Source organism: Streptomyces sp. NPDC088812, assembly GCF_044750285.1.
In the GTDB taxonomy this organism is placed as follows: domain Bacteria; phylum Actinomycetota; class Actinomycetes; order Streptomycetales; family Streptomycetaceae; genus Streptomyces.
Genome location: NZ_JBIVJP010000004.1, coordinates 95,148 through 109,940, shown reverse-complemented (window position 1 = coordinate 109,940; position 14,793 = coordinate 95,148). Strand labels below are relative to the sequence as shown.

At 71.4% G+C, this 14,793-nt stretch carries 13 protein-coding genes and 1 pseudogene; 5 read left to right on the top strand and 9 right to left on the bottom strand.

Features of this window, described 5'->3' with window-relative positions; all coding sequences use genetic code 11:
- Positions 1-74: 74 nt before the first annotated feature.
- Positions 75-1,508, bottom strand: coding sequence for a family 43 glycosylhydrolase (locus ACIP67_RS08805; protein WP_401689540.1), 1,434 nt, complete (start codon positions 1,506-1,508; stop codon positions 75-77).
- Positions 1,490-2,461: an arabinan endo-1,5-alpha-L-arabinosidase gene (locus ACIP67_RS08800; protein ID WP_401689537.1), complete on the bottom strand. Its 972-nt coding sequence runs from the start codon at positions 2,459-2,461 to the stop codon at positions 1,490-1,492. Before ACIP67_RS08800 ends, ACIP67_RS08805 begins: the two co-directional genes overlap by 19 nt.
- Positions 2,462-2,716: 255 nt before the next feature.
- Between ACIP67_RS08800 and ACIP67_RS08795 the strand changes: the two genes are divergently transcribed.
- Positions 2,717-3,526 carry an intradiol ring-cleavage dioxygenase gene (locus tag ACIP67_RS08795; protein ID WP_401689534.1) on the top strand — a complete coding sequence of 270 codons (810 nt, stop codon included), beginning with the start codon at positions 2,717-2,719 and terminating at the stop codon, positions 3,524-3,526.
- Positions 3,527-3,605: 79 nt separating this feature from the next.
- On the opposite strand, the gene ACIP67_RS08790 is transcribed toward ACIP67_RS08795, so the two are convergent.
- Positions 3,606-3,908, bottom strand: coding sequence for a hypothetical protein (locus tag ACIP67_RS08790; RefSeq protein ID WP_401689531.1), 303 nt, complete (start codon positions 3,906-3,908; stop codon positions 3,606-3,608).
- A 303-nt stretch (positions 3,909-4,211) separates the two neighbouring features.
- On the opposite strand from ACIP67_RS08790, the gene ACIP67_RS08785 reads away from it, so the two are divergent.
- On the top strand, positions 4,212-4,592 hold the full coding sequence (locus ACIP67_RS08785) for a hypothetical protein (RefSeq protein WP_401689529.1): 381 nt from the start codon (positions 4,212-4,214) through the stop codon (positions 4,590-4,592).
- Between the two features lie 19 nt (positions 4,593-4,611).
- On the opposite strand, the gene ACIP67_RS08780 is transcribed toward ACIP67_RS08785, so the two are convergent.
- The 6 genes from ACIP67_RS08780 to ACIP67_RS08755 all read right to left on the bottom strand — a co-directional run bounded on the left by ACIP67_RS08780 (position 4,612) and on the right by ACIP67_RS08755 (position 10,854).
- Positions 4,612-5,070, bottom strand: coding sequence for an RrF2 family transcriptional regulator (locus tag ACIP67_RS08780; RefSeq protein WP_401689526.1), 459 nt, complete (start codon positions 5,068-5,070; stop codon positions 4,612-4,614).
- Positions 5,071-5,144: 74 nt separating this feature from the next.
- Positions 5,145-6,650, bottom strand: a complete 1,506-nt coding sequence (locus tag ACIP67_RS08775; RefSeq protein WP_401689523.1) for an alpha-N-arabinofuranosidase — start codon at positions 6,648-6,650, stop codon at positions 5,145-5,147.
- A gap of 60 nt (positions 6,651-6,710) precedes the next feature.
- Positions 6,711-7,679, bottom strand: coding sequence for an arabinan endo-1,5-alpha-L-arabinosidase (locus tag ACIP67_RS08770; protein ID WP_401689520.1), 969 nt, complete (start codon positions 7,677-7,679; stop codon positions 6,711-6,713).
- 21 nt (positions 7,680-7,700) lie between these two features.
- The gene (locus ACIP67_RS08765; RefSeq protein WP_401689517.1) at positions 7,701-8,561 is read right to left on the bottom strand and encodes a carbohydrate ABC transporter permease; all 861 of its coding nucleotides are present in this window, start codon (positions 8,559-8,561) and stop codon (positions 7,701-7,703) included.
- Positions 8,558-9,499 carry a carbohydrate ABC transporter permease gene (locus tag ACIP67_RS08760; protein ID WP_401689514.1) on the bottom strand — a complete coding sequence of 314 codons (942 nt, stop codon included), beginning with the start codon at positions 9,497-9,499 and terminating at the stop codon, positions 8,558-8,560. The genes ACIP67_RS08765 and ACIP67_RS08760 overlap by 4 nt, the downstream gene beginning before the upstream one ends.
- Complete coding sequence (locus ACIP67_RS08755) at positions 9,496-10,854, bottom strand: extracellular solute-binding protein (protein WP_401689512.1); 1,359 nt, start codon at positions 10,852-10,854, stop codon at positions 9,496-9,498. The genes ACIP67_RS08760 and ACIP67_RS08755 overlap by 4 nt, the downstream gene beginning before the upstream one ends.
- A 268-nt stretch (positions 10,855-11,122) precedes the next feature.
- Between ACIP67_RS08755 and ACIP67_RS08750 the strand changes: the two genes are divergently transcribed.
- The 3 genes and pseudogenes from ACIP67_RS08750 to ACIP67_RS08740 all read left to right on the top strand — a co-directional run bounded on the left by ACIP67_RS08750 (position 11,123) and on the right by ACIP67_RS08740 (position 14,776).
- Positions 11,123-11,731, top strand: a complete 609-nt coding sequence (locus ACIP67_RS08750) for a toxin-antitoxin system, toxin component family protein (protein ID WP_401689509.1) — start codon at positions 11,123-11,125, stop codon at positions 11,729-11,731.
- Between the two features lie 50 nt (positions 11,732-11,781).
- A pseudogene (locus tag ACIP67_RS08745) lies at positions 11,782-12,855 on the top strand (MAB_1171c family putative transporter); the annotation flags it as partial.
- 517 nt (positions 12,856-13,372) lie between these two features.
- Positions 13,373-14,776, top strand: coding sequence for an NAD(P)/FAD-dependent oxidoreductase (locus ACIP67_RS08740; RefSeq protein ID WP_401689506.1), 1,404 nt, complete (start codon positions 13,373-13,375; stop codon positions 14,774-14,776).
- The last annotated feature ends 17 nt before the right edge of the window (positions 14,777-14,793 follow it).

Here is a 14,793-nt window from a genome sequence, read left to right as displayed (position 1 = left end):
CCGGTCGCGCAGTTTCCCGCGCCCCTGGGTGGGTGATCTGCACCGACGTCAGGGGCGCGGGGCGCGGGACTGGACTACACCGGGTTCAGGCGCCACTGCTGGCAGGTGTTGTTGAGCCAGGTCCACTGCCGTACGTCGGCGGAGTCGGCCGTGGAGCAGTTCTCGACGTCGGCGACCTTGCCCGTGGCCTGGTTGACGACGCGGACGTATCCGCTGTCGGTGGCGAGGAAACGGAACCGCTGGCAGGTGTTGTCCAGCCAGCTCCACTGGCGCAGGTCGGCGCCGTCGGCGGTGGAGCAGTCGGCGGTGTCGAGGACCTTGCCGCCGGCGACGTTGACGAGGCGGCTGGTGTCGTCGCCGAGGTCCTCGATCCGCCAGCGCTGGTTGGCGCCGCCGTTGCAGGTGTACTGCGCGACATTGGCACCGTCGGCCGTCGAACTTCCGGTCACGTCCAGGCACTTGCCGCTGTTGCGGTTGGTGAGGGTGTACGTGGTGGAGACGGTGGACGGTTCGCCGGACGGGCCGGTCTGGCTCGCGCCGAGGGCGACGGGGGTGCCGAGGTTCGGGGTGCCGTCGGAGTTCCAGGTGAACTTCTGGGCACGGGTGGTCCGGCCGTTGTCGCAGCCCTCCGACGCCGCGTCGTTGGCGTGGTAGACGATCCAGTTCTCGGTGCCGTCCGGAGAGGTGAAGAAGCCGTTGTGACCCGGCCCGTAGACGCCGCCTGCGTCACTGCGCTGGAAGACCGGCGTCGACTTCTTCGTCCAGGAGGACGCCGACAGCGGGTCGCTGCCGGTGAGGGTGAGCTGGCCGAGCTTGTAGTCGGCGGTCCAGCAGCCGCTCGCCGAGTAGACGAGGAAGGTCTGCCCGTTGCGCTGGAGGATCTCCGGCCCCTCGTTCACCGAGCCGCCCGACGTCTCCCAGGAGTAGGTGGGCGTCGAGACGGTGGAGAAGCCCGTGGCGAGGGTGTACGGGTTCGACATGCGGGCCGCGACGAGGTTCTGGGTGCCGCTGCTCGTGCTGCCGAAGAGGTACAGCTGCCCGTTGATGGTGGCGACCGTCGGGTCCAGCATCCAGGCCGAGTTGAGCTGGTTCTTGTAGGTGTACGGGCCGAGGGGGTCGGAGCCGGCGCTCTCCAGGACGTGGGTGCGCTGGGTCGGGTTGTAGTCGGAGACGTTCTGGCCGGCGACGTAGTACAGGTACCAGTGGCCGTTGAGGTAGTGCAGCTCGGGCGCCCAGATGTTGCAGCAGCGGCTCGCCGCGTCACCCTGCCACACCTGCACGCTCGGCGCGGTGGCCAGGCCCGCGAGGGTGGCGGACTTGCGGACGGTGATGACATCCGTCCAGCTCGTCGACACCAGGTAGTAGTTGCCGTCGTGGTAGGCGATCCAGGGGTCGGCGCCCTTCTGCGCCTTGACCGGGTTGGCGAAGGAGGCGGCACTGGCCGAGGACTGTCCCAGGGACAGGGCGAACAGCAGCGCGGCCAGCAGGGTCAGTAGGCGACGGGCCATCCGCTGCTCCAGTTCAGGAGGTTGATGCCGAGTTTGGGGGTGCCGTTGTCCTGGCCGTCGTAGTAGTGGTAGACGATCAGGTCGCCGTCGACGTCGGCCATGATCGACTGGCCGCCGGGGCCGATGTAGCGTCCGTGCGACTCCAGCACCGGGGTGCCGCCGTTGTTCATGAGGGCGACGCCGCTCTGGTCGTAGTACGGGCCGGTGACGCTGGTGGCCCGGCCGACCTTGACCTTGTAGGTGGAGCTGGTGCCGGCGCAGCAGGTGTCGTAGGACGCGAAGAGGTAGTAGTAGCCGTTGCGCTTGACGATGTACGGCGCCTCGACGGCCTTCGTCCCGGTCGGGCGGGAGGCGAGGGAGTAGCGGGTGGTGTTGCTCGACAGCTGTTTGCCGGTCGAGGGGTTGATCTGGATCATCTTCAGGCCGGTCCACCAGCTGCCGAACGACAGCCACCACGTGCCGTCGCTGTCCACGAAGAGGTTGGGGTCGATGGCGTTGTAGTCGCTGGAGCTGGTGGAGGTGTAGACCGTGCCGTAGTCGGTCCAGGAACCGGGCAGGCCCGTCGTGGAGCCGGCCAGGCCGATGGCGGACGTGTTGGACCCGAAGGTCGAGACGGCGTAGTACATCAGGTACTTGCCGCCCTGGTAGGAGATGTCCGGCGCCCACGCCTCCGTCGTCCCGTACGACGACCACCAGCTCGGCCTGGTGGTGAAGGCGTCGCTGCCCGCGCTGAACGCGACGCGGTCGGTGGAGGTGCGGTAGGACAGGCCGCCTCCGGTGGCGTAGAGGAGGTAGCGGCCGTCGGAGGCGCGGATCATCGTCGGGTCGTGGACGACGGTGGAGCCGGTGACGGTGCCGGGGTTGGGGTAGGCGGAGGCGGTGGAGGGGGTCAGCGCCAGCAGGATCGCGGCGGGGAGGGCGAGCAGTGCGGCCTTGCGGGAGATGCGGCTCATGCGGACGCTCCTTCAGTGGGGTCAGCCGTTCGTGATATCGAACGGCAGTCGCGTCGTCGGACGGGAACGTAGAATCGAACCCCTTCCGCGTCAATGGCCCGCGCAGTCCCGGAAGTTTTCGGAGAGCGGCCGCGGCCCCGGCCGGTCCCCGGAGCGGACCCGGTCACTCCCCTTGTCCTGCATGCGACTTGACGGTCGGTCACTTTGCCAAATTGACAGTCCTCGGACAGAAACCACTTCTACGGTCCCGTGCTCATGACAGACACCACAGATGCGCGTCAGGACGCGCACACCGAGCCCCCCCAGTCCCTCGGCCGCCGCACGATGCTGATCGCCACCGGCGCCACGGCCGCCACCCTGGCCGTCGGGGCCGTCGCCGCGACCGACGCCCCCGCCGCCGGCACCCAGGCCGCCGACGCCGCTGCCGCCGCCCCCGTGGCGGCCGCGGCCGTCTGCACCCTCACCAAGGAGATGACCGAAGGCCCCTACTACCTCGACGGACAGTACGTCCGCGCCGACATCACCGAAGGCAAGGCGGGCATCCCGCTCAAGCTGACACTCACGGTCGTCGACGACGACACCTGCGTCCCCCTGAGCAACGCCCTGGTCGAGCTCTGGCACTCCGACGCCCTCGGCGAGTACTCCGGCTTCGTCGGCAACAACGGCCACAACGAACCGGACAGCGGCACCTTCCTGCGCGGCGGAGTCCTGACGAACTCCAGCGGCGTCGCGTCCATCACCTCGATCTACCCGGGCTGGTACCGGGGCCGCTGTGTGCACATCCACGTCAAGGTCCACACGAACGTCACCCTGACCTCGGACGGCTCCTTCACCGGCGGCCAGGAACTCCACACCGGCCAGCTGTTCTTCGACGAGACGATGACGACCGCCGTCGGGCGCGTCTCGCCGTACTCGACGAACACGGTCACCCGCACCACCCTCGCCCAGGACTCCATCTACGACGACGGAGGCGCCGCGTCGGGGCTCCTCACGCTCACCGCGCTGGGGAGCACGACCTCCGCGGGATACGCGGCGACCCTGACGCTCGGCGTCGAGTCGAGCTGACCTCCCCACCGTCGCCGGCCGTGCGTCACCAGGTGCGCGGTGACGCACGGCCGGTCCGGCCGGCGGACCTGCGGCAGGGTCAGGACACCAGGGGCAGCTCCTCCGACTCGGCCAGCTTCACGGTGCACAGGCCGCCGCGCTCGGTCGTCACCTCCACCACCTTCAGCCGCGTCCCCGGCAGCAGGATGAACTCCTCCTCGCCCGTGAACGCGGAGAAGTCGCGGATGCCGACGGCCCGCCGGGGCTGCACCTCGAAGAGCGTCCGCTTGCCTCGGCTGCCGAGGAACGCCCGGGCCACGCCGCGCTCGGAGGTGCAGGACGAGACGCCCCACCAGGTCACGGTCCGCCCGAGGGGGTACTGCGCCCGCAGGTCCAGCGGCACCCCGCGCCACAGCGGCCGGGTACGGGCGGGCAGACGCAGTTGGCGCGGACCGGGCTGTCGGACCCCGCTGTTAGCCTCCCGGCCATGATCGACGCCAACGCCCCCGCCCAGCCCGACCCGAACGACCCGCTGGGCCTCACCGGCCTGTTCCAGGGCGGCACGAGCAGGCGCCGCTCGAGGTCGTGTTGACCGACGTCAACGCGAAGGTGGTGGAGGCCTGGCGGGCGGCGTTCGCCGACACCCCCGGGGTCGAGATCCGCAAGGGTTCGCTCCTCGACCAGGAGGCCGACGCGTGGGGTGTGCGTGCCGTCCGGGGCGGTCAACCCGAGGTTCCTGATCTCCACGCCGACGATGGAGACGTCCTCGCAGAACGTGAGCGAGACGCTGAACGTGGCCCTGGCGTGCGCCGCCGCGTTCCAGGCGATCCACCGGCAGAACGACCGGGCGCCGGGCAGCATCACCTCGGTGGCGCTGGTCGGCATGGGCGCCCGGACCGGCCGGGTCCCGGCCCGGGTGTGCGCCAACCTGATGTGGACCGGCTACACGCTGTTCAAGGACCACACCTTCGAGGACTACGACGAGCTGCGCGCCACGATCGTCGCGCAGCTCGACGACATAGAGAACGCCCCCGCGGAGACACGGGTGCGCATCGCGCCGCCGAAGCGCACCGCCGCCCGCCGCTGACGGGCTCCGCCCGGCCGGCTCAGGGGTTCTCCCAGGCCGCCGGTTCCGCCGCGAGGGCCCGTACGGGGTCCGGGAGGGCGTCCGCCGCGATGTCGGCGATCGTGACGCCCTCCAGGATCTGGCGGACGTTGGCGCGCAGGGCGATCCACAGCGGCAGCAGGGGCCGGGCGGAGCCGGTGTAGGCGAGGTCGGTCGGGCGTTCGCCGCGGACGGACACGATCGGGCCGTCGACCGCCCTGATCACGTCCGCGACGGTGATGCTCCCGGGGTCGCGGGCCAGCCGGTAGCCGCCGCCCCCTCCGCGCCGGCTGTCGACGACCCCGCCGCGCCGCAGGTCGCCGAGGATCCCCTCCAGGAACTTGTGCGGAATGCCCTGCGCGGCGGAGACGGTCTCCGCCTTCACCGGGTCGCCGCCCTGCCGTACGGCGAGCTCCAGTACCGCCCGCACCGCGTAGTCCGCCCGTGCCGAGATCCTCATACGGACATTGTCCGGTGCGCCGCCGGGCGGCGGCGCACCGGCACCCCGGCCGGGGCCCGTCGGCCGGACAGACCCTAGGCCAGCCGGATCACGTTCCAGGACATCGGCTCCAGCGTCGCCGTGAGCGTCCCGTCGGCGACCGCCGTTCCCTCGCCCGCGTGCGGGGTCACCCGCTCGGGCTCGGCGAGGGTGTTGCGGGCGTCCGGGTCGGCGTCGGAGAGCACGCTGTGCTCGACGAGCCGGGTCACCCCGAGACCGCCCAGCGCCACCTCCAGCGGGAGCGCCTCGCTCCGGCCGCGGTTGACGGCGAAGACGGTGACCGTGCCGTCCTCGCCGCGCACGGCGGTGGCGTGCAGCAGGTCCGCCTCGCCGTACCGCTTCGTCTCGTACGTCGGGGAGTCCACGCGCACGTCGAGGACCTCGCCCCGGCCGTACTTCGAGGCCTGCGCGAAGGGGAAGAACGTCGTCTGGCGCCACGCCGGGCCGCCCGGCTCGGTCATGATCGGGGCGATGACGTTGACGAGCTGGGCGAGGCAGGCGACGGTGACGCGGTCGGCGTGCCGGAGCAGGGCGATGAGCAGCGAGCCGAAGACGACCGCGTCGGTGACGTTGTAGTTGTCCTCGAGCAGGCGGGGCGCCTCGGGCCAGTCCAGGGCGCTGACCTCGGCCTCGGTCCGGGACAGGTACCAGACGTTCCACTCGTCGAAGGAGAGGTTGATCTTCTTCTTGGACTTCAGGCGGGCGCCGATGTGGTCGCAGGTGGCGACGACGTTGTCGATGAACGACTCCATGTCCACCGCGGAGGCGAGGAAGGAGTCGACGTCGCCGTCGTGCGGCTCGTAGTAGGCGTGCAGGGAGATGTAGTCGACCAGGTCGTACGTCTCCTTCAGGACCGTCGCCTCCCACTCGGCGAAGGTGTCCATGGACTGGCCGGAGGAACCGCAGGCGACGAGTTCGACGCCCGGGTCGATCTGGCGCATGGCGCGGGCGGTCTCGGCGGCGAGGCGGCCGTACTCCTCGGCGGTCTTGTGGCCGGTCTGCCAGGGACCGTCCATCTCGTTGCCCAGGCACCACAGCCGGATGCCGAACGGATCCTTGTCGCCGTGCTCGGCGCGCAGGTCCGACAGGGCCGTGCCGGAGGGGTGGTTGGCGTACTCCTGGAGCTCGATGGCCTCGGCGACGCCGCGGGTGCCGAGGTTGACGGCCATCATGGGCTCGGCCTGGGGGCCGACCTTCTTCAGGAAGGCGATGTACTCGGAGAGGCCGAAGCGGTTGGTCTCCGTGGTGCGCCAGGCCAGGTCGAGGCGGCGGGGGCGCTCCTCGACCGGACCGACGGAGTCCTCCCACTTGTAGCCGGAGACGAAGTTCCCGCCCGGGTAGCGGATGGCCGTGACGCCGAGTTCGCGGACCAGGTCCAGGACGTCCTGCCGCAGGCCGGCGTCGTCGGCGGTGGGGTGGCCGGGCTCGTAGATGCCCGTGTAGACGCAGCGGCCGAGGTGCTCGACGAAGGAGCCGAACAGGCGGGGGTTGACCTCACCGACGGTGAAGGCGGGGTCGAGGGTGAAACGGGCGGTGCGCATTTCTTCCTTTCGAGGGGGGTCGTGTTCCGTCTGCGGAGGAGTGGGAGCGGGGCGCGCGCCTTACCGGACGACCGGCCAGCCGTTCTTCTGCCAGCTCAGCTTGTTGAGCCCCAGCTTGGGCGTGCCGTCGTCCTCGGCGTCGTAGTAGTGGTAGGCGAGCCAGTCGGCGCCCTTGTCCTGGAAGACGGACTGGCCGCCCGTCCCCACGTACCTGCCGTGGCCCTCCAGCACCAGATCGCCGCCGCCCTCCAGCAGGGCCGCGCCCGTGCTGTCGACGTAGGGGCCCGTGACCGAGGTGGAGCGGCCGACCTTGATCTTGTACGTCGAGTTCACGCCCGAGCAGCACGCGTCGTAGGAGGCGAAGAGGTAGTAGTAGCGGCCGTGCTTGACGATGTACGGGCCCTCCACCGCGTACGGCGCGTCGGGGCGGGTCGCCAGGTGGTGGACGGTGGCACCGGTGACCGCCTTGCCGGTCTTCGGGTCGAGCTCGACCATCCGGATGCCCGTCCAGTACGAGCCGAAGGCCATCCACAGCTTGCCGTCCGCCTGGATCAGGGCGGGGTCGATGGCGTTCCAGGTGTCGCTGGTCTCGGAGGTGAAGACCTTGCCCTGGTCGGTCCAGGTGCCGGGCAGGCCGCTCGGGGAGGTGGCCACGCCGATCGCGGAGTGGTTGGTGCCCCAGGAGGAGACGGCGTAGTAGAGCCAGTAGCGGCCCGCGCGGTAGGAGAGGTCGGGGGCCCAGGGGTCACCGGTGTCGTTGTACTCGTACCACCAGCTCGGGGGCTCGGCGAAGGCGTTGCCCGCGTCGTCCCACTGCGTCCCGTCGTCCGACAGGCGGGCGCCGATGATCCCGCCGGTGGAGTAGGCCACGTACGGGCCGGACTTGAGGTGGGAGACGGTGGGGTCGTGGATGATCTCCTGGCCGGTGATCGGCCGGGGGTCGGGGTAGGCGGTGTCCGCCCGGGCGGTGGTCGGGAGCAGGGCCACGGCTGCGGCGGCGAGCAGCGCGGCGAGTCTGAAGCGCTTCAACTCAGGCTCTCCTCGGAAGGGTTACTGGCCGGCCAGACCGGTGTGGGCGACACCCGTCACGATCTGCCGCTGGAAGAAGACGAAGACGATGATCAGGGGCAGGCCCGCCATCAGGCCGCCGGCCATGAGCTGGGCCCACTGGATGCCGTAGGAGTTCATGACGGTCGCGATGCCGTTCGGCATGGTCATCAGGTCGGGGTTGTTGGTGACCATGTACGGCCACAGGAAGTTGTTCCACGACGCGATGAACGTGAAGATGCCGACCGCGGCGAGCGAGGGCCGGGCGAGCGGCAGGACGATGGTGAAGAAGACCCGCCAGCGGCCGGCGCCGTCGATGAACGCGGCCTCCTCCAGTTCGCGCGGGATGCCCTGGAAGAACTTGTAGAGGATGAAGACCATCGCGGCGGGCGCGCACTGCGGCAGGATCATGCCCCAGTAGGTGTCGACCATGCCCATCTGCTGGACCGTGGTGAACAGCGGGACGCCGAGGACGGCCGGGGAGACCATCAGACCGGCCATGACCACGCCCAGCAGGAGGTTCTTGCCGCGGAACTCGGTGCGGGCGAAGCCGTATCCGGCGAGCGCGGCCACGGTCAGCACGACGGCGGTCACGCACACCGAGACGACCAGCGAGTTCAGGAACCAGTTGGTGATGTTGCCGGACTCGAAGATCGCCGACCAGGCCTGGCCCGTCCACTCCTTCGGCAGCCAGTGCGTCGGCACCTCGACGGCCTCGGTCTCCGACTTGAGCGAGGTGAACAGCGCCCAGGCGAGGGGGGCGAGGAAGACCGCGGAGACGGCGACGCCGAGGACGGTGAGCACGATCTGGCTGGCGGGCCAACTGCTGCGGGGCTTGACGCGGGTCTGTGCGGCGGTGCTCATCGGCCGCCCTCCTCACGGTTGCGCAGCAGCCACATCCGCCCGAGGGCGACGGCCGCGATGATCACGAAGAAGATGATGGAGATGGCGGAGGCGTAGCCCACGCGGTAGCTGGTGAAGCCCTCTTCGAGGGTGTACTGCACGAAGGTCCTGGTCGAGTTCTCCGGGCCGGGCCCGAAGTCCAGCATCACGACGGCCTGGTCGAAGACCTGGAGCGAGGCGAGGATCTGGAGGGCGATGACGAGGCCGGTGATGTTGCGCAGCATCGGCAGGGTGATGTGCACCATGCGGTGCCAGGCGTTGGCGCCGTCCAGCTTGGCCGCCTCGTAGAGGTGGCCGGGGATGCCCTGGAGGGCGGCGAGGTAGAGCAGGAAGCTGAAGCCGACCGTCCACCACAGGGTGGTGATGACGACGGCGAGCATGGCGTACGACTTGTCGGTCAGCCAGGGCGTCTCCAGGCCGAAGACGTAGTTGATCATTCCGGTGCCGGGGTTGAACAGCCACTGCCACAGGTTGCCCGCGACGGTGGAGGGCAGCAGGAACGGGGCGAAGAAGCACAGCCGCCACAGCCACTTGCCGCGCTCGATGTGGTGGGCGAGCATCGCGAGGAGGAAGGCCATCACGGTGATGCAGGGCACGACCAGGAGCGTGAAGTACGCACTGTGGCCGAGCGCGTCCCACATCAGCTCGTCCTGGAGGGCCTCGCGGTAGTTGTCGAGGCCGACGAAGCTCGCGCCGTCACCGGAGATGTTGGCGTCCGTGAAGCTGAGGTAGACGCCGCGCAGCAGCGGCCAGATCACGAAGAGGGCGAACAGGGCCAGGAACGGCGCGACGAACCAGCCGCCGTGCTGGAAGCCCTGCTTGCGGCGGACGGCGGCACTCGGCACGGCGGTCTTGGCGCGGGCCGGTGCGATGACGGTCTCTGCACTGGTCGTCGTCATGCGACCGCACCTCCCTGCGCGGCGGTCCTGCCGTCCATGGGGTTCTTCGAGGCGAGCAGTTCGGTGAGCGTGCTCTTCATCTGGCGGGCGACCGCGTCCGGCTTGGCGGAGCCCACCGTCGAGGAGACGACGATCGGGCCGACGCGCTGGGCGAGGATGCCGGTGGAGCCGGCGAACCACACCTTCGGCTCGGTGGCCTGGTGGTCCATGGCCGAGACGTACTCGTTCTGCGGCTCGAGCTTCTGGTACGCGGCCGTGGACAGGGTGGGCGTGTAGGCGGGGATGTGGCCGCCGGCGGCCCACTGCCGGGCGTGCTTGACCACGTAGGCGGCGAGCCGGTGGGCGCCTTCGTTGGCGGCACCGCCGCGCTCCGCCTGGTGCGGCAGCACGAAGGAGTGCGACTCGGCGTGCGTGGCCTGCGTGCCGAAGACGGGCGGCAGCGGGGTCGCGCCGTACTCGACCTTCGCGGCGTCGAAGACCGGCACCGACCAGTTGCCCTCCCAGGCGAAGGGGGCGCCGTTGACGAACTGTTCGGCGCCCGCGCCGCCGCCGTAGGCCGGGTTGGCGTAGCCGTCGGTGATGTGCCGGCGCAGGAACTCCAGGACCTGGGTGGCCTTGTCGGTGTCGAAGGTGACCTCGGTGTTGGCGTCGTTGAACCAGGTGCCGCCGAGCTGGGTGTAGAAGGCGACGAAGAACCACCACTGGAAGTTCTGGTCGTTGTGCCACAGGCCGATGGTCTGCAGGCCCTTCTTGGTGGCCTTCTTGGCCTCCTTCAGGACGTCGAACCACTCGTCGACCGACGTCACGGGCACCATGCGCCCGTCGGCACCGAGCAGTCCCGCCTTCTTCAGCACGTCCTTGCGGTAGTAACAGAGCTGGACGTGGATGTCGAGCGGCAGGGCGTAGAGCTTGCCGTCGATGACGGCGCGCTTCCACAGCTCCGGGTTGAAGTCCGCCTCCCGCACACCGTATTTGGCGAGCAGGTCGACGTCCCACGGGTCGAGGAGGCGGCCCGGCGAGAAGCCGGTCACCCGGCCCAGGTGCATGACACCGAGGTCGGGTGCGCGGTTGCCCGCCGCCGCCATGGCCAGCTTGGTGTAGAAGGGGCTGCCCCACTGGAGCGTGGAGTCCTTCACCGCGATGCCCGGATGCTCCTCGCGGAAGGAGTCCAGCATCGCGATCATGTTGTATCCGTCACCGCCGCTGAAGAGGTTCCAGTACCGCACCCGGGTCTGAGAACCGGCGGCGAGTGCGTCGGCTCCTGTGCCCAGTGCGGCGAAGCCGAAGCTTCCAGCGACGGTCAGTCCTCCCACGGCAGCCAGAAGCTGCCTGCGGTTCAGGCCAGGTTGTCCCATACCTTGCCCCTGTCGTTCGGCATGTCGAATAGCGCTCGTAACTTCGAACGGGACCGTAGGTTCGATACGGCCGCGCGTCAATGGTTCTGACACGACTTCCGGGACGGACTTCCGGCCCGCCCCCGACAGGGCTTTCCGTCCGGCCGATGCCGGAGAAGAACTCCGGCCCGTGCCGGAGAAGAACCTGTGAACGGCATCGCGTGACGCGGACACATCCGGCCGCGTAGGCTCGAACAGGCCGCCGCGGGGCGGTGGGAGAGGGGACCGGATGGACAGGTCGGGCACCCGCGGCAGGGCGGCCCGGATCGCCTCGGCGCTGCGCCGCGCCAGGACCGGCCCGGCCATGCGCGAACTGGCCGGCGGCCTCTCCGCGGCACTGCGGGCGCGGCCCCGCCCCCCGGCCGGAGTGCGGGAGGTGTCCCGGGCCCTGTGCGAGGCGATGGCGGCGCTGCGCGGCGGCCGGCCCGTGGAACTGCGCTTCGAACGGTTCCCCGACGAGTTCGACGTGACCGGGCTGTGCGTGGAGTTCCACGACTTCGACCTCGTCATCGTCGAGGAACGCGCCGAGGACGTCCAGCAACTGGTCATCCTCGGCCATGAGTTGTGGCATCTGCACGCCGGCCACCGGCACCACCGGCACGGCGTGGGCGCGGCCGCCGCGCACGCGCTGGCCGGACGGCCCGGCTGGGACGACATCGCCCTGGCCGTCGCCGCCCGCGACGGCTCCCGCCAGGACGACGAGGCCGAGGCCGACGCCTTCGGGCACCGGCTCGCGGCCGCCCTCCGGCCGTACCTGTCCGGACGGGCCCGCAGCACGCCCCCCGACCCGGTCCAGCGGACCCTGGGCTACCGCGGGCGCGGGGGTACCGCGCGGTGACGGGGGCCGCGGGGCTCGCCGGGCCGGGGGCCTCCCCGCTGGCGGGCAACCTGCTCAGCGGCGTGTACGTCTCGTTCTGGCTGCCCACCGTCGTCCTGACCGCCGCCCTGGCGATCAAACTGCCCAGCATCCTCAAGCTGTGGCGGGACCCGCTGCTGCGGGCCGTCGGCGGCCTGCTGGTGTTCGCCTGCGCGGTGTTCGTCTTCGCGGCACCCGGCACGATCGCCTGGACCAACCGGGTCACCGGTGTGCCGAACATCGCGGCGCCCTGGGTGTACTCCCTGCTCACCGCGCTGTCCGCGTCCTGGCTGCTGCTGATCATCGCCTGGCGCAACGGCGGCACCGAGCGCTCGCCGCAGACCCGCCGCGCCACCCGGTGGGTCGTCTCGGCCTACGCGGCCGTCGTGGTCGCCCTGTGGGTGCTGTTCGCGCTCGCCGACGTGCCCGTGGAGCAGATCCGCGACCTCGACACGTACTACGCCACCACGCCGTTCATGCGCGAGGAGATCCTGCTCTACCTGCTCGCGCACACCGTGGCCTGCTCCATCACCGCCCGGCTCATCTGGAACTGGATCCGCACCGACGGCCTCGACGCCTGGCTGCGCTGGGGCCTGCGCTTCCTGGGCGTCGGCTACGCGACGAACCTGCTGTTCAGCGCGGCCAAACTGACAGCCGTGGCCGCCCGCTGGACCGGGCACGACCTGGACTGGCTGAACACCAACGTGGCCCCGTCGGCCGCCTGCATCGCCGCCACCCTGGTCGCGGTCGGCTTCATCGTCCCGCACGCCGGCCAGTACCTCCAGGAGCGCTGGCTGGTCCGCCGCCGGCACCGGAACCTGGAGCCGCTCTCCCGGCTGGTGCGGACGGTCAGCGGCGGCCGCGAGCCCTTCGCGCTGCGCGCCACCTGGGAACTGCGCCTGATCCGCCGCGAGACGTTCATCCGCGACGCGCTCCTGCAACTCTCCCGCCACCTCGACGAGGACCTGCGCCGCAGGGCCCACCACGCGGCCCTCGCCCTCGGCCACGACCAGGACCGGGCCCGGGCCCTCGCCGCCGCCGTGACCATCCTGGACGCCGTCGCGGCCCGGGAGCGCGCGGACGCGGGCGGGGCGCCCGGGGCGCCGGGCGGGGCTTCGACGCCGGGCGGGGCGGGGCCGTTGGGCAGGGCACGGACGTCAGGTGGGGCACGGACGTCAGGTGGGGCACGGACGTCGGGCGGGGCACGGACGTCGGGCGGGGCACGGACACCGTATGCGTCCGCCGCCTCCGATACGCCCGGTACGTCACGAGCGTCCGGGCCGTCCGGGCCGTCCGGGCCGTCCGGGCCGTCCGGGCCGTCCGCCGAATTCTCCGAGGCCGGCGCGACCTGTGCCCCCGGCACGACGGCCCCGTCGGGCACAATCGGCTCGACCGGCTCGACGGCCGTGCCGAGCGCGTCGGGTGCGACGGGCGCGTCGGGTGCGGCCGGGCGTGGGGTGCCGGCCGCCTCGGGAGGCGCGTCCGGCTCGGCGTCCTCGTCCGAGCCCGACACCACCTACCTGCTGCGGGAGATCCAGGCCGTGTCCGACATCCTGCGCCGCCCCGACGAGATCACCGCGGTACGCGCCCGCGCGGCCGCCCCGGCAGAGAGCGTGTCCACGCATGACTGAACCGTCCACCCCCGCGAGAACCGCCGTCGTCCTCGGGGGATCCCATACCGGCATGCTCGCGGCGCGTGCCCTGGCCGGGTTCGCCGACCGGGTGGTCGTCGTCGAGCGCGACGTACTGCCCGAGGGGCCCGCGCCCCGCAAGGGGCTGCCGCAGGCACGCCACGCCCACATGCTGTGGTCGGGCGGGGTACGGGCCGTGGAGGAACTGCTGCCCGGGATCACCGACACGCTGCGGGAGGCCGGGGCGCGCCGGGCGCCGGTCACCACGGACGTGGTCGGGCTGTCCCCGCAGGGCTGGTTCCGGCGCTGGGCCGAGTCCCATCACGTGATCCTGGCCGGGCGGGACCTGCTGGACGCGACCGTCCGCGCGCGGGTCCTCGCCGACCACCGGATCGAGGTGCTCGCGGGGGCGGAGGCGGTGGGTCTGGAGGGCGGCGCGGCGGCCGTCACGGGCGTACGGGTGCGCGTGCCCGGCGAAGGCGAACGGGTCCTCGCGGCCGGCCTGGTCGTCGACGCCACCGGCCGCTCCTCCCGCGCCTCCCACTGGCTGACGGCCCTCGGGCTGCCCGCCGCCGAACGGCGCGAGGTCGACGCCGGCCTGGCGTACGCCAGCCGGCTCTACCGCGCGCCCGAGCACGCCCGCTCCGGTTTCCCCGTCGTCAACGTCCAGCTCGACCCGCGGGCCGCGGGGCCGGGGCGGTCGGGCTTCCTCCTGCCCATCGAGGACGGCCGGTGGATCGCCACGCTGACCGGCACCCGCGGCGGCGAGCCCACCGCCGCCGCGGACGACTTCGTCCGCTTCGCCCGTGAGGAGCTGCGGCACCCTCTCATCGGGCGTCTCCTGGAACAGGCCGAGCCGCTGACCGAGGTGTCCTTCACCCGTACGACCGTGAACCGCCGGCACTTCTACGAGCGGATGCCGGCGTGGCCCGAGAACTTCACCGTCATCGGTGACGCACTCGCCGCGCTGAACCCCGTCTACGGTCACGGGCTGGCGGTGGCCGCCCAGAGCGCGCTGCTCCTGCGGGAGGTGACGCGGCGTCACGGGTGGGGGTCGGCGGGGCTGTCCCGCCGGGTCCAGAAGGCGGTGGCGAAGCCGGTCGGCACGGCGTGGCAGCTGGCGATCGGGCAGGACGTGTTCTACCCCGGCGCGACGGAGGGCGGACCGACCCTGCGGGACCGGATGGTGGCCGCGTACGTGGACCGGCTGATGCGCACGGCCACGGGGAACGGGCGGATCGCCCGGCGGGTGACGGACGTGACGTCGCTGGAGCGGGGCCCGGAGGTGCTGCTGGCCCCGTCGGTCGTGGCGGCGGCGCTGGTGGGGCCGCTGCGGCCGGCGCTGAGCGGGCCGCCGTTGACGGGGGACGAGATGAAGCGGGCGGGACTGGAGTAGGCGGAGGGGGCGGGCGG